Source organism: Paenibacillus sp. FSL H8-0280 (assembly GCF_045040665.1).
GTDB lineage: Bacteria > Bacillota > Bacilli > Paenibacillales > Paenibacillaceae > Paenibacillus > Paenibacillus xylanexedens_A.
On sequence record NZ_CP150296.1, the window covers coordinates 2,064,791 to 2,088,614 of the forward strand.

Sequence of the window (23,824 nt, forward strand, 5' to 3'; positions counted from 1 at the left end):
CATATCAATGGTTAAAAAGTGGATGGTGACTACGCTAAGTGCATTGCTGGCGCTAAGTTTGGCAGGTTGTTCTGCCGACAGTGGTACTTCGGCAAATAGCGAATCGGGGACCAGCGGGGAGAATGCCGGAGGGAAAACCAAAATCATATATTGGACACCGGACCGCCATGATGCTGATTTTATGAAATCCAAGATCGATGAGTTCAACCAGACGAACAAGGACAACATTGAAGTGGAGATGACCGTGATGGGGGACAACTATCCACAGGCGGTCGATATTGCTTTTGCCAGCAAGCAGGCACCCGATGTGCTGCAAGTTAATGATTTTCAGACGTATTATCAGAAGGGGTATCTCGCCCCGATCGATGGATACATGAGTGATGAGATGAAGGCCGTATTTAAAGACAGCTTGATTGAAAATAAAAACACGATTGATGGAAAGATATATTCCCTCCCCAATACAGGGCAGGTCTGGCGGCTTGTGTATAACAAGGATATTTTCAAAAAGGCAGGGATTGAGAGTCCGCCAAAAACGTTGGCTGAGATGGTTGCGGATGCCAAAAAAATTACCGAAGTTGGTAAAAGTGAAGGCATCTATGGCTTTGCCAGCCCATTCAAGAGCAGCAGCGGCTTCTGGAGAGCAGCCAATACGATTGCAGGTGCAAGCAATAATGTTGGTATTGATGGTTACAACTACAAGACTGGTCAATTTGATTTTGGGATGTACAAGGATATCGCAATGGCGCTTCGTCAGATGAATCAGGATGGCAGCATGCTGCCAGGGGTTGAAAGTCTGGACATCGATCCACTCAGAGCCCAGTTTGCTCAAGGCAAAATCGGAATGTACATTAACCACTCCGGTGAACCAGGTGTATATAAAGATCAGTTTCCTACAAAAGAAAATTGGGCAGCCGCTCCTGTACCAACTAATGATGGAACGATCAAGGGCGCTTCACAAGTCATCGGGGGCTCCTACATCGGCATCAATGCAGATTCTGCCAACAAGGAAGCGGCATGGAAGTTTATGGAGTATGTGTACAGCACAGATCTTCAGAGTGAGTATTACGAAAAAGGATACGGAATCTCACTGATTCCTGCTGTATTAAGCTCTGACAAAAAACCAAGCATTCCGGGCATTGAAGGTTTCCTGCCCAAACGTTATGATGCCATTTTCCCGGCAAATCCAAGTGTGGTAACTGAGAGTTCACTGGAAGGCACCAAATGGAGTGAGGCTTTTTCAATCTTTGTATTCACGGGTGGCGATCTCGATGCTGTGATCAAGGATCTGGATACAAGGTACAATGCAGCTCTGGAGAAAACCAAAGCGGCAGGGCTGACCAACATAACTGCTGATCCTTCGTTTGATTCTTCCAAACTACAGGGTAAATTGTCCACAGAAGACTAATAAACTTTCATAGCGGCCGTGGTTTAACTACTTCGGTCGCTTATTCACAAGGAAAGGGGAAAAGCAAAATGATTATTAATCATGCGTCTATCGATGCACATATCGTGAACGAAACGAGTTCCCGCAAGATCTTGGGTATGGGCGGTACATTAATGATGGTGGAGGTTACCTTTGCTAAAGGTGGTATTGGAGAAGTTCACTCCCATGATGCGCACGAGCAGGTCAGTTATATCGTCAAAGGCAGCTTTGAGGTACAGGTCGGTGAAGAAACTCGCATCTTAAAAGCAGGGGACAGCTTTTATGCCGGTTTTAACGTCCCGCATGGGGTCAAGGCACTGGAGGACTCCGTCATTCTGGATGTGTTTACCCCGTTCCGTCAGGATTTTCTTGAGGCGTCCGAATGAGCGATTTTTACCTTTCGGCAACGGACCTGCAACGGGCTGCCCAATATTATGAAAAACATTTTCCGGAAGAAGCCCGAAATTCGCTCACGATTGCCAATCGTGCCATCCTGAATGAATTTATCGTTCCTTATACCAACGATCTGAATCGCTGGATTCCGATGGGGACACCCGTGGACTGGCTTCACAACCCGACCAATGATCTGGAGTTCACATGGGGCATCAATCGACACTGGCATATGCTCGATCTGGGTAAGGCGTATCTGATGAAGGGCAATCCGCTATATGTTACAGCATTTATTGACCACTTCCGTAGCTGGAGACAGCAAAACCCGGTACCTGTAAATCTGGTTTACGACGAGGCTGTGTTCTTTCAAAAACCCGGTCCGTGGCGCCTGCTGGAGACGGGACTACGTGTGCAGTCCTGGATATCGGCATATAAATATATGGAAGCGAGTTCACTGATAGACGAAGGCTTTCAGGCGGAGTTTCGAGAAGGTCTGGACGAGCACGCCGAGTTTTTGACCCGTTATCTCGGCAGCACGGAAATCAATCATGCCATTATGCATATGCAAGGCTTGTTCATGATCGCTACGTTCTACCACCAGCACCCGCGAAGTCCATACTGGCGTCAAGTGGCGATGGAACGTCTTGAACTGTGTTTGTTGCATCAGTTGGGTGAAGAAGGGATACAGGTTGAACTGACAACACATTACCACAATGCCAGCATCGAAATGTTTGGCACACCTTATCGGTTGGGCGAGATTTCAGGACATCCTTTCTCGGCATGGTATGCCCGCTGTCTGCGCCAAATGGCTGCATTCACCGAGGCGCTGATCCGACCAGATCATCAGTCTACCGGTATTGGTGATTCGGATTGGGTTGGCGATGGGCGACAACGACTGACCCTGCTTGGCGCGATCCTGGACGATGATGATTTGATGGCTCGCGGAACGGATAGCTCGGAGTGTCTCTGGTTGCTGGGTGTAGAAAAATATGAGCGATGCCTCCGACTACAGGCTTCTTCTTCTCCGGTGTTGTCGAGCCGAGCCTTTCCGCAGACAGGATATTATGTCATGAGGGACAAGTATCAATATCTTTTTTTTGATGCGGCTGCCATGGGCGGAGCACACGGACATGCGGATGCGCTGAATGTGGAGTGGATGTGGAAGAACCAGCTTTTCTTCACGGACACCGGACGTTATACGTATGAAGAAGGGAAATGGCGTCGGTATTTCAAAAGTACGCGGGCGCACAATACCGTCACGGTGGATGGTCTGGATCAGACACCTTATCTCTCCACACAGCAATGGGGTGAACCGGAGGCTCAGGCCACAACGCTACGTTGGGAGAGCAATGACAGCTATCACTTCATTGATGCTTCACAGGATGGATATACACATTTGCCAGATCCAGTTACACATCGTCGGTGGATGCTGGCAGGGGTGGAGATCCCTATACTATTAATTGTGGATTGGCTGGAGGCAGAAGCAGAGCATACTCTGGAGCAACGTTTTCACCTGCATCCGCAAGCGGATATTGCGCTGAGAATGAATGAAGCTGGAGAAATGACGGCGGATATGAGCTATGAGGCATCTTCCATAACGCTGACGATGCAATGGGTTACGGCAGGCATCGGGAAGGGAGCCTTCGCGTTGACGGAGCAGCCCGGCTGGGTATCTGAGGTGTATGGTTCCAAGTCGGAAACATCGGTCATCCAGGGCAAGACTGATTTCTCGGGTAAAGTGGGTATTCTGACGTTGTGCCTCCCCGCGGATCATACAGACCAGGTTACACGTGTAACCACATGCCAACTGGAACCTGACCTGATGAGATTGGCATTATCTTATGTGCAAGGTGAGGAAAAAGGGTATATTGTGATTGACAACGACACGCTGCAATGGTCGAAAGAACAGAAATAAAAACAGTGAAGCAGGAGCAGATGCTCGCACTTGGCGAACATAGACTCCTGCTTTTTCTTCACTCACTTGGCTTTATTTTTTCTTTTTACTCTGGGTGATTTTTGCGTAACGGGCTTGGGACTGGCTGGCTTTTTGGCCGTTCCGGGAGGTCTGTTGCGATATACCCATAAGGCATACTCCAGCGGCTGAGTGATGGCTTTATAATAGATATCCCGCTCCCCGATGCGAGCGAATACTTCACGTGCAGGTTTGGGGTTAACTTCAAGCAGGTAGATACGCCCGCTTCTGTCAATCGCCAAATCCAGTGCCAACTCACATAGGTCCCCATACGTATCTTCCAGAAATGAAGCAACATCAATGCCGAATTTCTCTGCAGTTGTGTTAATTTCTGCCCGGAGGTCGTCATCTTCGATCCATTGCTTCATGAGTCGGTCCATCGCTATTGCCTGACCGCCGCCATGCAGATTGGAGGTTACGCTTTTTTCTGCACCCATGCGTCCAGCACATCCAGTAAGCTCCCATTGTCCTTCTCCGTTCTTCTGAACGAGCATGCGATAATCATGCACACGTCCATTCGGAAGCTGAAGTTGAATGCCCTTTTGTACAAGATACTTGTCTTTCATGTTCCAGTGCTGGAGCAATGCGCCAAGTCGTGATAAATGAACTTTACGTGGAGTGATGATACGACGCTTCTGATCCCGCCCCTGAACAAGCACTGTATTAGCCTCGCTACTGCTGCGTTCAATGCGCAGAATACCACGTCCGCCTGTTCCATTAATGGGTTTGAGATAGACCAGAGAAGAAACTTTGAGCATCCGGTTTACATCGGACATATCCTGAAATAGAGCGGTTTCCGGCAGGTGTTCACGAAAGTTGGCTTTTTGTAAAAGGGTCTGGTGGATGGTCCATTTATTGCGCAGTGGCCTGTTCAGAAAGAGCAGATGCCCATATTTCTCACGAAAAGCAAGCAATTGCTGGAACCTTCGGTTACGCTGAATCCGGCAGCGATCAAAGATCAGGTCCGGGAATGATCGCCACTCCCTGGACCAGCCTTTTCCCTCATGAAAAACCATGGCTTCAATTTGTTTGCCGCCGGGGTGTACGTCGGCTGGTGTGAATACATAGATATCGAGTCCCCGCTTGCGCCCTTCAAGAATCATTCTGCGATAAACGCTTCGTTCTTCAAGAGCGCGATGTTCATTTAAGTACAACGTCATAATGCCCAGAACAGGTGAGGACACAAACAATCACCTTCTTTTTGCAGTATTCCTGTCTATCATCGTTTAGACTGACGGGCAAGATAAGCGCTGTAGTGAAATATACGTTCCAATGACCGCCGTCTGATCTGTGGTTCATCAAACTTCATGGGCTTTGCATTGGCTTCGAAGAACCAGAGTTCCCCCAGATCATCAATGCCCAGATCCATGGACATTTCTCCGAGCGTGTAACCTGATCCCCGTTCGACCTGTCTTGCGATCATTAATGAAGTGGATTTCACTCGTTTCATCAGGGTTGTTGACATTTCTTCGCCAAAAAGATCGGTCAGCAGCTTCTCAGGGTCTTCTACGCTCCCGCCGCGCGGCACATGCGTTGTAATGCTGCGGGAGCCAGCAAGTCTCGCTCCTACACCGGTTACGCTCCATTGGCCCTTGGTGTTCTTTTGTACAAGAACACGCAAATCGAAGGGGCGTTTACGAGAGGATGCCAGTTCAATGCCTTGTTGCATGATATAGGGCGTAAGTCCGGTTTCTTTGCGAATTCGTGCCCATAACTTGGCGAGTGTAGATGCTTTATAGGTCGTGCTTCTACGTGTGGTTTGTATTTTGAGTCGATAGGGAAGCCGTTCTTTTTCCTGGAATTTAAGCATCATGATTCCTTTGCCAGCTTTGCCACTCTCGGGCTTAAGGTACAGATAGGGATACGCCCGTAGAACGGCACCCAGAGAAGAAGCACTTCGCATCCGCCGAGTATAAGGAATCAGTTGCTGAGTCGATTTGGATTTCTTGAGCCATTCGAACAGATCCCATTTGTTGAAAAAGAATGGGTTATACAGTTCGATTCCTGATTGCATGCATTCGTCAATTTTACGCTGAACGGAAGGTTTTCCTTCGTCTTCCCGGTTGGGAATACGATTGTACAGAACATGGGGAAGGGGGAAAGGTTGTGAAACCCACTTTCCACTCCCCTTGTTGTACGTATATCCTTTCACGGTGGGACCACTCACGTTCAGATCTCGTACAGTTACAATGTACACCACGTATCCCATGCTCTCGCCTGTCTGTAAGATATCCTGAAAATTTTGATGATTTCCCCTGAACATACGCTGTTTATCATGCATGGTCAAAACAGCAATGACAGGTTTGAAATCATCATGGAGGGTCATCAAATCTCTTCCTTCTTCCGGAACTTGCTCAAATACAGGCAGTGTTCCAAGATGTGCTCCACCGACGATTTGCCCTCCACCCGGAGTGAAGGGTGACGGAAAATGGAGCGCCCGGGTTTGGCGTTCGCTTCGAACATCCATACATGTTCCTCCTGATCAATGCCCAGATCAAAGCCAATCTCACCAATCAGATGCTGGTGCTGGGTTTCAATCGCCTGGGCCAGTGTAATAGCGACGGATTTGGCCTGCTGAAGAACTTCTCCCGCACGATCGCCGAAGTTGCGACTGAGCGCCTGCTCAGGAGTCATTAGGGAGCCGCCATTTTTGATGTGTGTTGTGACGCTGCCACGTCCTGCCTTTTTGGCTCCAATCCCGACAACAACCCATTGATTGTTACCGTTTTTGTGCATGTGAAAACGGAAATCAATTGGACATTCATCAATCTCAATTAAACGTATTCCCTGCTGAACTACATATCCGCGTAGCTGTTTGCCATGTCTACCCTGAAGCATGCGCATCAGACTGTTGAAGGAACCAAAACGCAGGAGTGCATTACCGCCTTTTTTGCGATAACGTGCGAAATATCCGCGTTTCGGCGAATAAGTCAGGCGGTAGATCCCGTTCCCCAGACTTCCTGCAGTAGGCTTATAGTAGACGAACTGATGGCGTTCCAACATTTCCTTCATCTGTTCAACGGACGGATTGGTAATTGATTCTGGAATATACCGTCCTGCTGCCGGCTCGTTCTCCAGCAACGTATAGATATCCGATTTGTTGAAGAAGCTCCAGTTGAAGAACGGAATTTTTCGGCGAACAAATCGTTCCCGCAGCTGGTTGATGGCTGGTGAGAAGTCTGAGCGTCTGCTCGGCAATCGGTTGTAGACGACATCGGGCAGAGGTACCGTTCTGCGGGTAAAGCTTCCGTTCTCATTCAGAAAAAAACCGGATACCGTCTCATTCTGCCAATTGATATCCCGGGGAGTAAAGGCATAAATATAGGATTTTCGGCTACCTTCACGGAGTAACTGTTTGATGAAACCAGTACGGGAACCGAATGGATTCGTGCTCGTCGCAGGCCCATCAGAGAGTACGCCGATCAGTGGACCTAACTGGACCTCATCATTTTGCAAATTCCGGAGATAAATACTGCCCCGTTTGGGAACGTTCATCATATTACGGATACCTGAAGCGAGATACAGATGTTTACCTGCTTTTTTGATTGGTTTGATCGTTGCAGGTACCCGGTCACGCCCGAAGCGAAGGTGCACCGTTTTTTTGCCGGACAGGTTGAGGCTCTTCATTAAAGCGTTGGATACATAAACCACTTTATCCGGTTGCTTGGTGAAATGCAGATTGCAAAAGGTCAAACTCATGATTTATCCTCCTATCCTGAAAAGATCCTTGGGCTCCATGGCAAGCGGGCGCTGCGGGCCTCAGCCGCCGTGAATCGGGATGGGTTTCAGGCCAGCTTTGCTGGATGTATTCGGCAATTTCATTGGACGAAAGACGTCCGTGAGAACATGTTGTTGCAACAGATAACGGGCATAGGCAAGCGGCCGAGTATAAGTCAGGGTATGCATGCGTCGGTCGCCCGCTTCTGCGAATGAGGTGCGGCCTGGTTTGGAGTTGACTTCAATTAGCCAGAGTTGGCCCTCTGCATCTGCTCCGAAATCAAGCCCCAATTCGGCTAACCTGCCGAAACGGCTTTCCAGCAGGGTGGGGATAAGAGTAGCAGTCTGCCGGATGCTCTTCAGCAGAGTTTCCGTGCGGATCGTTCCATATCGCTGGAGCAGATATGCGTGGGCAGGATATGCTTTACCCCCACCGTGAAGATTGGACGTGAGTGAACCTTCGGGTCCTTCCCGTACCATACATCCGGTAAGTGTCCAGCGACCTTGCCCATTCTTTTGCATTAGAGCCCGTATGTCGAATGCTCTTCCATGATGGCTAAGCTCCAGATATGGCTGCACGATCATCTTACGCTCAGCCTGATGTAATGCTAGCCAGGAAGATACAGCCTGGGTATGGTTGAATGTAAGAAAAATGGGTTCATTGTCCTCGTTACGCCCCTCCACGACCCATGTTGATGGAGTCGCTCCCTGAGACAGGCGAAAGGTATTTTTGCCATGAGTCCCGGATACCGGTTTGAAGAACAGTCCTTTGGGCCAACGGTCCAGCCATGTTTCCCAAGGAATATGCGATCCTATCCGGGTTGTGGGAGCAAGTTGTGACCTCAATTCAGGATTTCGGGACAACACACGATGTACCTCCCATTTTCCTGGAAGGGAAGAAGACCAATAACGGTGTTGATCTGTGCCGTTGGTTGGTATCCATTCCTTAAGCTGTTGTCTGACGTACCTGGAGATAGGGCGAAGACAACGATCCATAATGAGATCGACTGCAGGAACAGGTACCGAATTCCACTTCCCTTGATGATAGACATATCCCCATTGAAGAGGGAGATGGACTGCATCATTCGATATCGGGATCACAATAATCTGAAGGGCGTATTTCATGCTCCCCAAACTGAGACGACGGCAGAAAAGTTCATCCGTAAAGGGAGGTGAGCCTTCGGTTGCACGTACCAGAATGGCCAGTGTCTTGGTCTGAGATGTTGGAAACATTACGCTGCACCTCTCCTCTATCAGATTTGTTTTCAATAGGGAATAACTTTTCAAAAACCCGCCAGATACGTAGAGTATTCAAGCATGGCTTTGACGGAAGGGCGGATCTTGCTCTCACTCAGTGGTGTATTATCATTCTTGGATGGTTTGGAGTTGACTTCGAGCAGCCATACGCGCCCAGTGGTGTCTAGAGCCAGATCAATACCAAGTTCACCAAAATGAGCAGGGATGGCACTCTCGATCCCTTTTGCGATATCCAGTGCTGCGGTGTGTAATCCTGCATACGCGGAAGCTTTGGCTGATCCAGACAACTGTGTTTTGGCAACAGCATCCTTGACGGTGCTGAGACTTCCACCTCGTGCCAGATTGGATACGTAGTGACTCCCACCCGCTATCCGGGCGACGATGGAGGTTACACTCCATTTACCTGTACGGTTCTTTTGCACGAGCGCACGGAAATCCACGGGTCTGCCACTGTTGTCAATGAGAGTCAGCCCTTGTTGGATCTGATAACGCGTTGTTTTCATTTTCCCAGACATACTGGCATACAGTTTATCCAGAGAAGTATACGTTTGTTTCCGGGTACCCCCGACGCCAGTCGCCAGAGTCAGGAAGCTTCCGTCCGTCTGACGTGAGACCCGGATGATCCCTTTGCCCAAAGAACCGCGGACGGGCTTCAGAAATACAACCGGATGTCGGTTGCACATCGTCTTGAGCATGGCGGACGTCTTGAGCAAATGAGACTCGGGAAGAACTCGTTTAAGCGTTGAAATGGACTTGAGTGCGTCAAACACTTCGTTTTTGTCCAGAAACTTTTCATTGAAGGTTTGCGTGCCGTAGAGCGATTTTACTTCTTTCATAAAATGCTGTACGCTAGGTTTGTTCTCAAGCTTGCGGGACGTTAGCCGGTTATTGACGACGTCTGCTACAGGCAGAACAGTCTTTTTCCAGCCGTCATCATACACCCAGCCTTTCATATAACCCGTTACCGCTCCAATATCCTCCGGTGTGAAAAAGGATACATAGGCGCCTTGCTTACGGCAGGCGTTCACCAGTTCTTGACAGAACATCGTGATGGAGCCAAAGGGCCGATCGGGCTGATCGGGATAATCCTGGCTAACCAGTACACTGATGTAGGGTCCAAGGCGAAGCGTACGGCTGGCTGAACGATAGGATACCCTCAGGACCGAACGCGGAACGAGACCGGTCTTGCTGGCAACTGTCTGATTGATGCGCAGCCCGTCATACCTTGGTACCGGAATAACAGTGACTTCGCGGCGGAAAGAGCCAAATTGCAGCTGAAGCGGCCTTCCTGAAGGGATTTTAAGCGCCTTAAGCACCCCTTCGCCCAGCATGATGACGTCGTCCTGCAGGATGCCCGAGCCGGTAACCTGAATCGTTACTTTTTTAGTGGACATCACGGATCTCCTTCCGGGCGGCAACTTGATGTCTGATCTCGAAGTTGAACGGCATCTGAACATGGCATGTGCTTCATCATATGAGGACATATAACCCTTGGTGATTGACCCATATGGATTAAATGCATTTGATTTTGAGGCAGGTTATGGATGGCCTGTTTCAGATCGCCCTTGTTTGACAGGAGAGAAAAGCGTGTATTAACACGGATGAACAAACCAATCTGAGGAGGAATAATAGTGAACATTTATGACAAAGCCAATGATTTGGCCAAAGCACTGAGAGAAAGCAGCGAGGTGGAAGAGATTACTTCCGCGATGAAGCTGATTGAAGCTGATCCGGATGCAAAAGCAATGCTGGATAACTTCCGTGATCAACAAATGGAATTGCAACAACGTATGATGAGCGGGGATATGCCAGCTCCGGATGAGATGGAGAAAATGGAGAAACTGTTTGAAGTACTGAGCTTGAATCTGAACATCCGTCGCTTGTTTGATGCGGAGCGTCGCCTCAGTGTTATCATTGAAGACGTGAATAAAATTATTGCTGATAGCCTGGGTCATCTGTACGGTGGCGCTGAAGCGTAAAAAGGTAGTTCAAAAAGTCCACTTTTGATTACGAAGGATGCCTAGCGGCATCATCAGCATCGAATATGAAATTCAGCCGAAATAAGCGGGGGCTTACGAAGGTTGTTTCCTTCGGAAACATTGTGGTTGCTCACGTAGTTCTCCTACGCTCCGCTACTCCATTTCTAGCTTCATTCCATCTTCTCGGTACTGAAAACTGATCTTTTTGAACACGTACTAAAAGGTTGTCTTGTTTTTTACCTGAACCTTTCATATTAGCTCTTTATCGTTCATAGACTAGACATATAGAGTCGATCAAGAACGAAGGAGCTGTGAATGGTGAAGAGGTTGAAAAAAGCAAAACATGTGATCTATCTGCTTATTGCGTTGTCGATGCTGGTCATTGCACTGCCGCGGATTTCCTTTGCTGGAGGAATGGACTGGGTTAATATTTTTGGCATCGTATGGGTGCTGTTCTCCTTATTAATCGTTGGTGCACATCTACATTTTATTCTCGGTGTTGATGAAGAGAAGAAACGTGCACTGGAAGCCGTTCGCCGGGCGAAGCTGCGGCAGTGGGAGATGAAACTGCTGGACAAGCAGGAGCGGAGCGAGTCTGTATAAGGTACACAATGAGATCCAACATGGAAGACCGGAATCCTTTGATACAAAGGGTCCGGTCTTTTTTGGTACATACAGAATTAGCGGTTAATCGGATGATTAAATTCAGACGGCGAACTTGCCTACGAGAATGGGTAGGGGTGGGGTTATTTTCCTAAAGCCGTGTTATAATAGATACAGTATAGTACAGATGCATCTTCGGGGGTGGTACAGTTGGACGGACAAGAAGAGAACGTAACGAAGCATGAACAGTTACTTCAACATATTGAACAACTGAAGGTTGGCAGCAAAATATCAGTACGTGGACTCGCGCGGGAGCTGGGTGTAAGTGAAGGGACAGCGTATCGTGCGGTGAAAGAGGCGGAGAACTTCGGACTGGTCGTGACCAAGGAACGAATTGGAACGGTACGGATTGAGAAGAGACCTCGGGGCATGTCGGAACAGTTGACCTTTGCTGATGTTGTGACCATTGTGGAAGGCCATGTGCTGGGGGGGAACGAAGGTCTCGCCAAACCGCTGCACAAGTATGTGATTGGTGCGATGAAGGAACAGGCAATGGCCCGTTATATTGACGCTGGGAGTCTGCTGATTGTGGGTAACCGTGAAGATGCTCACTCGCTTGCCCTCGAACAGGGAGCGGGCGTGTTGATTACGGGTGGTTTTGGGACAAGTCGTGAAGTAAGAATTATGGCTGACGAGCTTGGGCTACCGATTATTTCATCCAGACATGATACATTCACGGTAGCTTCAATGATTAACCGTGCGATCTTCGACCGGCTGATTAAGAAAAAAATTATGCTTGTTGAGGATATTATTGGTCAGAAACCTCGCTTGCAGGTATTGAAGGTGACCAGTTCAGCCGCAGATTTTCATATGTTGGTTTCAGAGACGGGTGAACATCGCTTTCCAGTCGTGGATGAATGGAACCGGGTCATCGGGATTGTGAGTCTGAAGGATGTCAGTGAGCTGAAAGAAGATCAAAGTATTGAGAAATGTGTGATACGCCGCCCGATTACGGCCTCATTGCAGACATCTCTTGCTTCTGCTGCCCAGATTATGACCTGGGAAGGCATCGATTTTCTGCCAATCGTGGATCGGAACCGCAAACTGATTGCGTCCGTCACACGCAAGGAAGTGCTTCAGGCTATGCGGGATGCACAGAAGCAGCCACAACTGGGAGAGACGTTTGATCATCTGATCTGGAACGGATTTGCCGAGGAGCGCGGTGAACAGAACGAATTGTTATTTCACGGATTCATCATTCCTCAGATGGCAACGGATCTGGGTACGATCTCCGAAGGTGTTCTGTTGAATGTGATGACACAGGCTGGCCGGCGGGCAGCGTGGGATGTTACAGGGAACGACCATGTGGTGGATAATGTAACAACTTATTTTGTTCGACCGGTACAGATTGAGGATCAGATCCTGGTTCGACCGTTAATTCTGGAAACCAGCCGTCGAACGTGCAAAATGGACATTGTGGTTACCCGTGAAGGCAGTGTGGTATGCAAAGCGGTAATGACATTGCAGTCGATTGACCATGCCTAGCAGGGTACGTTGCCTCGGGCATAGACAAAGAGAGTACTCCCTGATCGAGAAGCTCTGCAGGGTTGCGCTGTCGCGCGGTTCTGGCTTCGCTTAATGAAGGGAAGTACTCTCTTTTTGCAGACACAACAATAACACTTCAACGAATCATGCAGATTGTCCAGAGGTTTTACCTGATCCATTATTGGACCGTTGTTGAAGCCGTGCATAATAACTGCGATTACGTATTCCCGCAAATACATTGTACGCACCCATAATCAGAAATAGCGCTTCCACAATCACAGATAAAGTGGAACCCGTGAATACAAACATCAGGATCAGGGCAAGAACAACAAGCATGCCACCCATCCAGATATTTGTCCACGAACGGTACAGACCGGCGCTGGCAGCATCCGAGCTTCTGTGTGAACGAATACTGTTCAACGCTGCAAAAACCATGGCAACAGCAAAGATGGCAATTAGAGCATATTTGAGTACATCAATGAACACAAAGACGCAGCTCCTTTTCTGGAAAGCATTTACTGCCCTTATTGTACCATGCAGAGATGCAGACAAGGGCAGTTTTTTTGCTGTTACGCAGGAACGTGCATGCGAATCTGTACCCAAACTTGCAGTACCCCTTCCATAACCAGCATCGTTTTGACCTGAACGGTGTACTCCTTTTCCCTGACTGAGTACACTTTCTGATTCAGCATGATTCGCGTCATTTTGCTATACTCATCGATGTTGAATACATCTCTGCCCCGAAGTACCTCAAGTTCGTCTCCGAGCTTCTGTAACATCACTTTCAGAGAAGCCTCGTCTGGCCCCTTATCCGATTCTTCTGCACGGACCTTGATTTCCTTGATAACGGTTTGGCGTTTACTGTATTTTTTCAGCGTTTTGATATCCTCCTCATTCTGATGCAGCTGAAGCTGCAGCTCCTGATTGTTCAGCCACAACGCATTGTAACTCAGGTGAAATACACCGTTGTAGACGACACATCCAGCGATCATTCCCAGAACAAACACAGCGGTCATTCGCATCAGCGGGCGGTAACGAGAAAATGGCGGAACTCTCATGAACGCTGTTCCTGTCTCATATTAGCTCCGGCCTCCGCCGCACACCCATTTCACGAGTTCCGTTCCCATATGTGCGCCCATAAAAGCAGAGATCAGATACAGTATTTGTTTGACCGCCGGAGACAAGTTACCATCCAGGAAATTGCTCTCGATGACACGCATGGGGTCTATTGTGCCGCCGACAGCGGCAGCGAGTGCCCATATCTTTATTTTTCCAGAAATATCGAGCATCGTCTGTGTTGGAGGCTGAAGAGAGATCACTGCTCCAATACCTCCGATCATCGCGCCGCCCAGCACGATTCCAAACGCAATAAAGAAATCAAGAATGGCTTTGGACAAAAATGTGCTCACTGGCAACACCCCTTTCAGACCTAGCAGCACACCTCCTGTCTTCGGTCTGTCACAGGGGGAGCGGCTTGTACTTCTATTGTATGGGCGTGCCCCCGAACGTTATGATAAAATAGAATAATAAAGTCTCCTTTTAAGAGGTTGTTACAAATTCTAATATGGGGATTCCATTTTTTATTTATTTAATTCATATATATGAGATAGATAGGGTAGCAGTGGGATCAGAAGATCGATGCTGCGACTATCTGCGGCGAAAGGAAGAAAAAAACATGAGTTCTTTTGTGCATTTGCACGTTCACAGCGAATACAGTTTGCTGGACGGCGCTGCGCGTATTCCGGATCTCGTGAATAAGGCTGCAGATCTCGGAATGACGACACTTGCGCTGACCGACCATGGCGTGATGTATGGTGCAATTCCTTTTTATAAAGCATGTATGGAGCGAGGCATCAAGCCGATTATAGGTTGCGAGGCATACATGACAGCAGGGTCCCGTAAAGAGCGGGGAAGCCGCAAGGATCAACCGATTCATCATTTGATTTTGTTAGCCAAAAATATGACGGGTTACCGTAATCTGATGAAATTGTGCTCGATTGGACATCTCGAGGGCTTTCATTACAAACCCCGTGTAGATATGGAAAGTCTGGCTGCCCATCACGAGGGCATTATTTGTCTAAGTGCGTGTCTGGGTGGTGAAGTACCACAGCATCTGCTGCATGGGAGAGAAGAAGAGGCAAGACGTGCGGCGTTACGCTACAAACATATCTTTGGTGCCGACTTCTATCTGGAACTTCAGGATCATGGGCTTTCCGAGCAAAAAAGGGTAAATCCGCAGTTGATCAAACTGGCGGCTGAGCTTGAGATTCCACTTGTAGTGACCAATGATGCGCATTACCTGTCGGAAGAGGACGCGGAGCTTCAGGACGTACTGATCTGTATTGGAACCGGCAAGACCGTGGATGATGAGAATCGGCTCCGAATTGGAACGAATCAGCTCTATCTGAAAAGTGAAGAAGAGATGGCTCGTTTGTTTCCGCATGTACCGGAAGCTCTGGCAAACACCGTCCGCATTGCGGATTCCTGTGAGTTGAAGCTGGAATTCGGCAAATCGATTTTGCCGGAATATAGACCGCTTCCCGATGGACTCAGTCCTTCGGCGTATCTGCGTCAGCTGTGCGAAGAAGGAATGGAGGAGCGTTACGCGCAGTCCACACGTTGGACAGACGCGGAGCTTCGAGCTGAACTTGAACAACGACTGGCGTATGAACTCGGTGTAATCGACAGCATGGGGTTCTCGGATTATTTCCTGATTGTTTGGGATTTTATCGCCTATGCGCATAAACAAGGCATTGTTACTGGACCGGGCCGGGGCTCCTCGGCAGGTAGTTTGGTAGCGTACACGTTGCACATTACCGATGTTGACCCGATGAAATATAATCTGCTCTTCGAACGATTCCTGAATCCCGAGCGGATCTCCATGCCGGATATAGATATTGACTTCAGCGATGAGCGGCGGGATGAGGTCATTGATTATGTCGCGCATAAATATGGCAAAGCCCATGTTGCCCAGATTATTACGTTTGGAACGATGGCTGCCCGTGCAGCCGTGCGTGATGTTGGACGGGCACTGAATGTGCCTTATGGCGAAGTGGACAAGGCTGCAAAGCTGATTCCGGCACAGCTCGGCATTAACATCGAGCGAGCCATGGAAGCTACACCTGAGCTGAAGGCGCTGTATGAAACCAAACCCAAAACGCGTGAACTGCTGGATATGGCGATGAAGGTCGAAGGTATGCCACGTCATGCTTCAACACATGCGGCGGGAGTGGTCATCTCCCGTGACCCGCTGACTGATGCGGTGCCACTTCAGGAGGGCAGTGAAGGAACAGCGTTAACCCAGTATTCCATGGAAAACCTGGAGTCTATTGGGCTGCTTAAGATGGACTTTCTTGGTTTGCGTACCCTCTCAATCATTGAGCGGTGTGTACGCTGGATTGGGGAACATGGAGAAATTCCGGATTTCCGCCTTATTCCCGATGATGATCCGTTAACGTACGAGATGCTTGGGAAAGGGGACACGATGGGCATATTCCAACTGGAATCTGCCGGGGTACGCCGTGTGCTAAAAGAGATGAAGCCAAGTAGTTTTGAAGATGTAATCTCGGTACTTGCCTTGTACCGTCCGGGTCCGATGGAGTTCATATCCAAATACATTCAGGGCAAGCATGGACAGATTGAAGTGGATTACCCCCATGTGGATCTGGAGCCTATCCTGAAAGATACGTACGGGATCATCGTGTATCAGGAACAGATCATGCAGATAGCCTCCCGGATGGCGGGTTTCTCGCTGGGTGAGGCAGATTTGCTCCGCAGAGCGGTCTCCAAGAAGAAACGGGAAGTGCTGGATCTGGAGCGTGGACACTTTGTACAAGGCAGTCTGAAACAAGGATATAGCGAAGAAGAGGCAGACCTGGTCTATGATATGATCGTCAAGTTTGCCAACTATGGCTTCCCGCGTGCTCATGCCGCGGCATATGGTGTGCTTGCGTTCCAGACGGCGTATCTGAAGGCGCATTATCCGGTTCATTTTATGGCATCCATGTTAACAGCCGTAATGGGTAGTCATCGGAAAGTGGCAGAGTACGTGGTGGAATGTCGGCGTATGGACATGGAGGTGCTTCCGCCGGATGTAAATGAGAGCGGTATTCTATTTACACCTGTATTTGTGCCGTCCGGCAGCGCAGGAACTGGGGATCAGAGCAAGGTATCGCAGCAGAATGCGGGAGCAGATGCAGAGAGTGACGCCGGAAGCCTTGCCGAAGAACATGCCACGAACAGTAACGGGAGTTCCTTGAGGGAAGATCACGTTCATGGGCATTCGGGACAAGCAGAATATGGTGAAGCACCTCTGCCGGATGATCCCGGTCCTGAACCGGAAGAGGACAGTGGCGGATATGAGTGGCAGGCAGCGACATCCATGCCTGAGGCATCCGACAACCGGAAGGAACCGGGATTGGTGACGGCTTCTTCAATGGAAAATGGTAATGACGAGGGACAAGAGGCGTCTTCCTCGCGCGCGGAGCATGGGGAACTGTCCTCTGTGGAGAAGAACGTTGCAGTGTCTAATGATAATCCGGCCGAGGAAAAATTAACGGGTGCAATACGATTTGGTCTGGCCGCTGTGAAAAATGTCGGTACCCAGGCAATGGAAAGCATTATGATCGTAAGGCAGGAGAGACCGTTCGACAGTTTGCTCGATTTTTGTCGTCGTGTGGATCTGCGTGTATGCAACAAACGTGTGATTGAATCGCTGATCCAGGCTGGAGCTTTTGACACATTACCTGGACACCGGGCCCAATTGCTGGCGATGCTGGATGAGACTGTTGAGGCGGCGTTGAAATGGCGCAAGGAACGTGAGGATCTGCAGATTCAATTGTTCGACTTTGTTGAGACGCCAAACTGGGAGATTGAATACCCGGAAATTCCTCCTTATTCCTCAGGGCAGCAACTGGAGTTAGAGCGTGAGTTGTTAGGTTTGTATCTCTCCGGGCATCCGTTGGATGACTATGAAGATGTGCTGGAATCGAGTGGGGCTGACCGGATCATGGAATTGACCGAGGCGGCTGATGACACGATGACTGTCGCCGCGGGTATGGTTGTGTCTGTGAAGTCGATTACGACGAAACAGGGCAAGGCTATGGCGTTCATGGAGCTGGAAGACCAGATCGAACGCTGTGAAGTGGTTCTCTTTCCCGAGGTATGGCGGCGTAGCCAGCAACATGTCGGGAAAGGTGAACTGCTCGTCGTGCGTGCCAAAGTACAGCAGCAGGACGAAGGGTTTAAGCTGCTGGCTGAGGAAGTGGTGCCGTTGTCACCGGCGGCACTGGAGCAGCAGCTGCGCAGCCGTGACCGGCGCGGCAAGCCCGGCAGCGGCAGCTCTTCGCGCCCGGCGCAGGCGGCTTCGCCGCGGCGGCCAGCGGGCGCAGGAGCCGAAGCGCAGCGCAGCAGCGCAGGCGGGGATGCTTCCGGTGCGCGTAGCAGCGGGAGCCAAGGCTCGGCAGCGACGCGCAGCGATGCGGCGGGTACGGGCGCAGCCACGGCGGCGGCTTCCCGGCCTGGCGGTGCCGCTGAGGCGGCTGGCAGCCCGGCGCAGAGCCGCGAACCGCGGGCCGTGGAGCAGCGGGTGTTCGTGAAGATTGCCCCGCATGCGGAGAAGCCTGAGCTTCTGGCACGTTTGAAGCAGCTGCTTCAGGAGCATCCCGGACCTGTGGCGACAGTGCTCTTCTATGAGCAGCAGCAGAAGTTGCTTGCGCTGAGTGATACCTACCGGATTAAGCCATCACCAACCTTGTTCTCCGAGATGGAGAAAATGCTGGGTGAAGGCACGGTCAAAATTAAATAAGAGGCTGTCCCGTAAGTGATAGCACTTATCCATATTATGAAACCTGTTTGGCTCAATGCTGAACAGGTTTTTTGTGATTATTTCAGCGCGGTTTCCTGACGACAGGGTTTAAACAAACGAATTGCAGACTTGTTAGGGCCGCCGGAGCCTGAATGTACAATCCTGCAACATGTCCATGGTGTAATTGGTCTCAACCATCCGCACATTTTATGAACATTTTAACAGGTTGCTGCATACACTTGAGAACACCGAAGGACCTCGCGGTCCTCGGGGGATTGATGCGGGAGGTCGAGATATGTCATATGAAATCGTAGAAGCCATGCTGGCCCGGCGGGGTGTACGGATTGATGCAATCGCAGCAATTGTATACCGTCTGCAAAAAGGGTACCACCCCGAACTGACCTTGGACGACTGTGTAACCAGCGTGAAATCCGTTCTACAGAAACGAGAGGTGCAATATACGCTGTATACCGGTATTGCTCTCGACGAACTTGCGGAGAAAAAACTCTTGCCCCAACCGTTACAGGCTATTATGGAAGCGGATGAATCCCTGTATGGAGTGGACGAGACTCTGGCCCTCGGCATTACTCATGTGTATGGTATGATCGGCTTAACCAGCTTTGGTTATCTGGATAAAGAAAAAATAGGTGTAATTCATGATTTGAACGAACACACAACAGCCATTCATGTCTTTTTGGATGATCTGGTCGCAGGGGTGGCGGCTGCCGCATCTGCCCGGATTGCACACAAAAATATTAAAGCCAAAAAATACCCCTCAGACCTGTAACCCCCTGTATTTCCATGCTTATATGCTGTTGTCACTCCAATGGCTCGTATGAAGTCATCAAGGGCGGCCAAGGCTGCCCTGATAGGCTTGATGCTGCTTATCGATGGGTATCAACAAGAAGATTTCGTCAACCATATGAGTTATTCGTGGGGGACAAACGTCCCTCATGATCCCGAATTCTCCCCAAAGGTCCCGAACCCTTTCTTGCAGAAAAAAAGTGAGGTATGTTATCATTAGTCCAATATACGGGCTCTGAACATTAGCTTAGGGGGCGGACAAGGCATGTGGACGGTGATTTACATTGCGCCGACAGCAAAGGTTGCGGACAAGATCAAGACCAAGCTTTCGGAAGAAGGTTTTCTGGTACAGACCCGTCCCATCAGTTTATCCAAGCAGCAATTTGAGATTCGCGTCCCTTCTGGGGAATTGGAAGAGGTTCAGGAAGTGCTGAATTCCATTCTGCATTCCTGATTCGTTCGACATCGACGTGCCTTGGCAGATGAAGAAGTACCATCGGTACATAAGGGACTAATCGCGTAAGCGGAGAGAGGAATCGACTTGCATGTATTGTATGCTGCTGTCCTTCCTTCTTTTTTTGTTAGGACAAGGACCGATCTGGTTGCTCCCGGAGACCCTACCAAGATAGATTCAAACATCGGCGCAACAATCTTTCGGTTTTGCAGGTAACATCAATCGTGCTGACAGAAGCCGCTGATCCTTGCCCTGTACCGGCGGATTTTTTTGTTGTGAATGCTGGACAAGGCCCATGGCAGCGTGTGGGTCGTAAGCGGTTTACCGTAGCACGCGGATGAAGCTGCCACAAGCAGCGCTCTGCAGGTTGCGGCCATCAAATCAACGGCTGGAGAGGTGTAGTTGTGTTCAAAGATATATTCCAGAAGAAACGGAAGTACGCTACCATACCTTCCGAGCGTGCACTTCCCGGCGAAGGCCAGGAAGTCCTAGAACGCCCAAAACGTGAAATACCTGAAGGGCTTATGAACAAGTGCAGCAAATGCGGCACCATTCAATATAGCAAGGAATTGGAGAAAAATCTGAAAGTATGTCCTGCCTGCGGTTACCATATGCGTCTTAACGCTATGGAACGCATTGCTATGGTACTTGATGATCAAGGATTTGTTGAGTTTGACGCTGATATGATATCGGTTGATCCACTTGGCTTTCCTGGATATAGCAACAAATTGGAGCAACAACGTCTGAAATCGGGCCTTAAGGAAGCGGTAATTACAGGGGAAGGAACCATTGAGGGCCTGCCTGTAGTTGTGGCTGTCATGAGCTTTGATTTCTTCACAGGCAGCATGGGTTCTGTTGTAGGGGAGAAAATTACCCGTGCCATTGAGCATGCAACAGAGAAGCGCTTGCCAATGATTATTTTCTCCACATCAGGTGGTGCCCGGATGCAGGAGAGTATTCTCAGCCTCATGCAAATGGCCAAAACAAGCGCAGCTTTATCCCGTTTGGATGAACAGGGCGGGCTGTACATTTCGGTCATTACGGACCCAACGACAGGTGGAGTCTCGGCAAGTTTTGCGAGTCTGGGCGATATTAATATTGCCGAACCTGGCGCTGTATTTGGTTTTGCCGGCAGAATCGTTATCGAACAGACGATCCGTCAGAAGTTACCTGATGATTTCCAGACGGCTGAATTTAATATGCAGCATGGTCAGTTGGACATGGTTGTGCACCGGAAAGAACTTCGGGCCACTCTTGGCAAGCTTTTGGATATGCATAGTGAAAAAGGAGGGGTCTAAATGGCGGGTGAGTTGCCATATGAAGCGCCTCTGGTTGAGATGCGCAAAAAGATTGATGAACTCGTACAGTTTGGACAGGAAAAAGGCATCGACTTCACGGACGAGATTGCCCGCCTGGAAGAACGTTACCATAGACTTGAAGAAGAGATCTACACTGGCATAACGGCAGCTCAGAAGATGCATCTGGCGCGTCATCAGCAGCGCCCAACAGCGCTGGACCTGATCCAGCTGATCTTTACAGACTTCATTGAGCTGCATGGTGATCGCATGTTCGGAGACGATCTTGCGGTTGTTGGCGGACTTGCCAAGTTGAATGGAAAGACAGTAACGGTAATCGGACAACAGCGGGGGAAAGACACGAAGGATAATATCGCCCGCTTTTTCGGCAGCGCTCATCCAGAAGGTTTCCGAAAAGGACTTCGTCTGATGAAACAAGCGAACAAATTTGGCCGTCCTATTATTACGTTTATTGATACTAAAGGGGCGTATCCGGGTAATACTGCAGAAGAGAGAGGTCAATCGGAAGCGATTGCTCGCAACCTGATGGAAATGGCGAAGCTATCGGTTCCTGTTATTGTTGTGGTCATCGGCGAAGGTGGAAGCGGCGGTGCCCTCGCTATGGCTGTGGGTAATCGTGTGTTGATGCTGGAACATGCGATCTATTCTGCAATCTCTCCGAACGGCGCTGCTTCGATTCTCTGGAAGGATGCATCCAAGGCAGATCAGGCGGCTGAAGCAATGAAAATAACAGCCAAAGACCTGTTGGAGATGGAAGTCATTGAAGAGATTGTCCCTGAGCCACGCGGCGGTGCTCACCGGGATTATGAAGCGTCTGCTGCTTTCATCAGTGAAGCTTTGGTCCGTCATCTCGACGAGATGAAGGGTTGGAGCGGGGATCAGCTGAAGCAAGATCGTTATGAGAAATTCCGTAAAATTGGATCGGTCACGTTTGAACCTCAAGCATCCATTGAAGCCCCTCAAGAGCTTGTAGAAGTCGATGTTGCGAGTAATTTGTCGGGAAATGCTGAATAATGTGACGAATTTCCTATACAAATGAGCAAAAGTATAGTAAATTTAATAGTTGGAAAAAGAAAAATAGATAAAGAGTAATACCTTTAAAATCGGAGGAAACCCAAAATGCGCAAAACGAAAATTGTATGTACCATTGGTCCATCCAGTGAATCTCTGGAGAACACCAAAAAATTGATTATGGCCGGTATGAATGTGGCCCGTCTGAACTTCTCCCACGGTGATTTCGATGAGCACGGCGGACGGATCATTGCGATTCGCCAAGCATGCGAAGAGTTGAACAAAACAGTAGCGATCCTGCTGGACACCAAAGGACCGGAAATTCGGACAGGTAAACTCGAAGTTGAACCAATCGAATTGGTTCAAGACGAGTACATCACTTTGACAACAGAAGAAATTCTGGGCACCAAAGAACGTCTTTCCATTACGTATACAGATCTTCCGAATGATGTTGAACCGGGATCTACAATTCTGATCGACGACGGTCTGATCGGACTGACTGTGGTGGAAGTGCAAGGCACCGAGATCAAATGCCGTATCGTTAACGGCGGATCGATCAAAAGCAAAAAAGGTGTTAACGTTCCGGGCGTTGCCATTTCTCTGCCGGGTATCACCGAAAAAGACGCTAACGATATCGTATTTGGTATCGAACAAGGTGTCGATTTCATCGCGGCTTCTTTTGTACGTAAAGCAAGTGACGTACTTGAGATTCGTGAATTGCTTGAAAAACACAATGCTGGACATATCCAAATCATCTCCAAAATCGAAAACCAACAAGGTGTCGATAACCTCGATGAAATCCTTGAAGTGTCTGACGGCCTGATGGTTGCTCGTGGAGACCTGGGTGTTGAGATTCCTGCGGAAGAAGTACCATTGGTACAAAAACGCATGATCCAAAAATGTAACGTTGCAGGTAAACCGGTTATCACAGCTACACAAATGCTGGATTCCATGCAGCGTAACCCGCGTCCAACACGTGCGGAAGCAAGTGACGTGGCGAATGCGATCTTCGACGGTACGGACGCAATCATGTTGTCCGGTGAGACAGCTGCGGGTAAATACCCAGTTGAATCTGTTCTGACCATGTCCCGTATTGCTGAAAAAGCAGAATCTGCTCTGCCTTACCAAGAGTTGTACCTGAAACAACGTGTTGCTCAACAAACAACAGTTACAGAAGCAATCAGCCAATCGGTTGCTCTTCAAGCTCAAGATTTGAACGCAAAAGCGATCATTACTTCGACTGAATCAGGACATACTGCACGCATGATTTCCAAGTATCGTCCAGAATCTCCAATCATCGCTGTGACAACGGAAGATAGAACTTCCCGTCGTTTGGCTCTGGCTTGGGGTGTAACTCCTGTCAAAGGAAGACTGGTTGATTCCACGGATGCTTTGTTCGAAAATGCAATTGAAGGCGGCGTAAAATCCGGACTTGTTAAAGAAGGAGACCTGGTTGTGATCACAGCAGGTGTACCTTTGGGTCGTTCCGGTTCTACCAACCTGATTAAAGTAAGCCAAATTCCAAACAACGCTTAATAGCGTCTTGG

Annotated in this window: 20 protein-coding genes; 12 read left to right on the plus strand and 8 right to left on the minus strand. The window is 49.2% G+C overall.

What is annotated here, in order from left to right; all coding sequences use genetic code 11:
- Positions 1-7 precede the first annotated feature (7 nt).
- The 3 genes from MHI12_RS09375 (at position 8) to MHI12_RS09385 (ending at position 3,728) form a co-directional block, all read left to right on the plus strand.
- A complete protein-coding gene (locus MHI12_RS09375) occupies positions 8-1,405 on the plus strand; it encodes an ABC transporter substrate-binding protein (RefSeq protein WP_405172220.1) in 1,398 nt (465 codons plus the stop codon).
- A gap of 68 nt (positions 1,406-1,473) precedes the next feature.
- Positions 1,474-1,809 (plus strand): cupin domain-containing protein, encoded by a 336-nt coding sequence (locus MHI12_RS09380; protein WP_339188534.1) that lies wholly within the window; start codon positions 1,474-1,476, stop codon positions 1,807-1,809.
- A complete protein-coding gene (locus MHI12_RS09385) occupies positions 1,806-3,728 on the plus strand; it encodes an alginate lyase family protein (protein WP_405172221.1) in 1,923 nt (640 codons plus the stop codon). Before MHI12_RS09380 ends, MHI12_RS09385 begins: the two co-directional genes overlap by 4 nt.
- A gap of 62 nt (positions 3,729-3,790) precedes the next feature.
- Here the strand turns inward: MHI12_RS09385 and MHI12_RS09390 are convergent, their stop codons facing one another.
- From MHI12_RS09390 to MHI12_RS09410, 5 genes are read right to left on the minus strand one after another with little or no spacing between them, the layout of a single operon-like run.
- Positions 3,791-4,969 (minus strand): YheC/YheD family protein, encoded by a 1,179-nt coding sequence (locus tag MHI12_RS09390; protein WP_405172222.1) that lies wholly within the window; start codon positions 4,967-4,969, stop codon positions 3,791-3,793.
- Positions 4,970-5,004: 35 nt separating this feature from the next.
- A complete protein-coding gene (locus tag MHI12_RS09395) occupies positions 5,005-6,111 on the minus strand; it encodes a YheC/YheD family protein (RefSeq protein ID WP_341006636.1) in 1,107 nt (368 codons plus the stop codon).
- Positions 6,111-7,484, minus strand: coding sequence for a YheC/YheD family protein (locus MHI12_RS09400; RefSeq protein WP_338593327.1), 1,374 nt, complete (start codon positions 7,482-7,484; stop codon positions 6,111-6,113). Before MHI12_RS09400 ends, MHI12_RS09395 begins: the two co-directional genes overlap by 1 nt.
- 60 nt (positions 7,485-7,544) lie before the next feature.
- Positions 7,545-8,735 carry a YheC/YheD family protein gene (locus MHI12_RS09405; RefSeq protein WP_405172223.1) on the minus strand — a complete coding sequence of 397 codons (1,191 nt, stop codon included), beginning with the start codon at positions 8,733-8,735 and terminating at the stop codon, positions 7,545-7,547.
- 50 nt (positions 8,736-8,785) lie between these two features.
- Positions 8,786-10,153, minus strand: coding sequence for a YheC/YheD family protein (locus MHI12_RS09410; protein ID WP_074094376.1), 1,368 nt, complete (start codon positions 10,151-10,153; stop codon positions 8,786-8,788).
- A 237-nt stretch (positions 10,154-10,390) separates the two neighbouring features.
- Between MHI12_RS09410 and MHI12_RS09415 the strand changes: the two genes are divergently transcribed.
- The 3 genes from MHI12_RS09415 (at position 10,391) to MHI12_RS09425 (ending at position 12,886) form a co-directional block, all read left to right on the plus strand.
- Positions 10,391-10,738: a YlbF family regulator gene (locus tag MHI12_RS09415; protein ID WP_036609862.1), complete on the plus strand. Its 348-nt coding sequence runs from the start codon at positions 10,391-10,393 to the stop codon at positions 10,736-10,738.
- A 318-nt stretch (positions 10,739-11,056) separates the two neighbouring features.
- Positions 11,057-11,341 carry a hypothetical protein gene (locus MHI12_RS09420; RefSeq protein WP_085981456.1) on the plus strand — a complete coding sequence of 95 codons (285 nt, stop codon included), beginning with the start codon at positions 11,057-11,059 and terminating at the stop codon, positions 11,339-11,341.
- 210 nt (positions 11,342-11,551) lie between these two features.
- Entirely contained in the window at positions 11,552-12,886 is a 1,335-nt protein-coding gene (locus MHI12_RS09425; protein WP_036609860.1) for a DRTGG domain-containing protein, read from the plus strand.
- Between the two features lie 144 nt (positions 12,887-13,030).
- Here MHI12_RS09425 and MHI12_RS09430 read toward each other — a convergent pair whose 3' ends face one another.
- The 3 genes from MHI12_RS09430 to MHI12_RS09440 form a co-directional block, all read right to left on the minus strand.
- On the minus strand, positions 13,031-13,372 hold the full coding sequence (locus MHI12_RS09430) for a YtpI family protein (protein ID WP_338593339.1): 342 nt from the start codon (positions 13,370-13,372) through the stop codon (positions 13,031-13,033).
- Between the two features lie 83 nt (positions 13,373-13,455).
- A complete protein-coding gene (locus tag MHI12_RS09435; protein WP_036609856.1) occupies positions 13,456-13,944 on the minus strand; it encodes a hypothetical protein in 489 nt (162 codons plus the stop codon).
- A 21-nt stretch (positions 13,945-13,965) separates the two neighbouring features.
- Entirely contained in the window at positions 13,966-14,295 is a 330-nt protein-coding gene (locus MHI12_RS09440; RefSeq protein WP_026081169.1) for a YtrH family sporulation protein, read from the minus strand.
- A gap of 266 nt (positions 14,296-14,561) precedes the next feature.
- Here MHI12_RS09440 and MHI12_RS09445 point away from each other — a divergent pair, with 266 nt between their 5' ends.
- The 6 genes from MHI12_RS09445 to pyk all read left to right on the plus strand — a co-directional run bounded on the left by MHI12_RS09445 (position 14,562) and on the right by pyk (position 23,813).
- Positions 14,562-18,692, plus strand: a complete 4,131-nt coding sequence (locus tag MHI12_RS09445) for a DNA polymerase III subunit alpha (RefSeq protein WP_405172224.1) — start codon at positions 14,562-14,564, stop codon at positions 18,690-18,692.
- Between the two features lie 295 nt (positions 18,693-18,987).
- Complete coding sequence (locus tag MHI12_RS09450) at positions 18,988-19,479, plus strand: phosphatidylglycerophosphatase A (protein WP_036609851.1); 492 nt, start codon at positions 18,988-18,990, stop codon at positions 19,477-19,479.
- Between the two features lie 282 nt (positions 19,480-19,761).
- Positions 19,762-19,950: a hypothetical protein gene (locus tag MHI12_RS09455; RefSeq protein ID WP_017689496.1), complete on the plus strand. Its 189-nt coding sequence runs from the start codon at positions 19,762-19,764 to the stop codon at positions 19,948-19,950.
- 404 nt (positions 19,951-20,354) lie between these two features.
- A complete protein-coding gene (gene accD / locus MHI12_RS09460) occupies positions 20,355-21,248 on the plus strand; it encodes an acetyl-CoA carboxylase, carboxyltransferase subunit beta (protein WP_339240998.1) in 894 nt (297 codons plus the stop codon).
- Positions 21,249-22,280: an acetyl-CoA carboxylase carboxyltransferase subunit alpha gene (locus tag MHI12_RS09465; RefSeq protein ID WP_315936561.1), complete on the plus strand. Its 1,032-nt coding sequence runs from the start codon at positions 21,249-21,251 to the stop codon at positions 22,278-22,280. It abuts the gene before it with no gap.
- Positions 22,281-22,385: 105 nt separating this feature from the next.
- Positions 22,386-23,813 (plus strand): pyruvate kinase, encoded by a 1,428-nt coding sequence (gene pyk, locus MHI12_RS09470; protein WP_017689492.1) that lies wholly within the window; start codon positions 22,386-22,388, stop codon positions 23,811-23,813.
- The last annotated feature ends 11 nt before the right edge of the window (positions 23,814-23,824 follow it).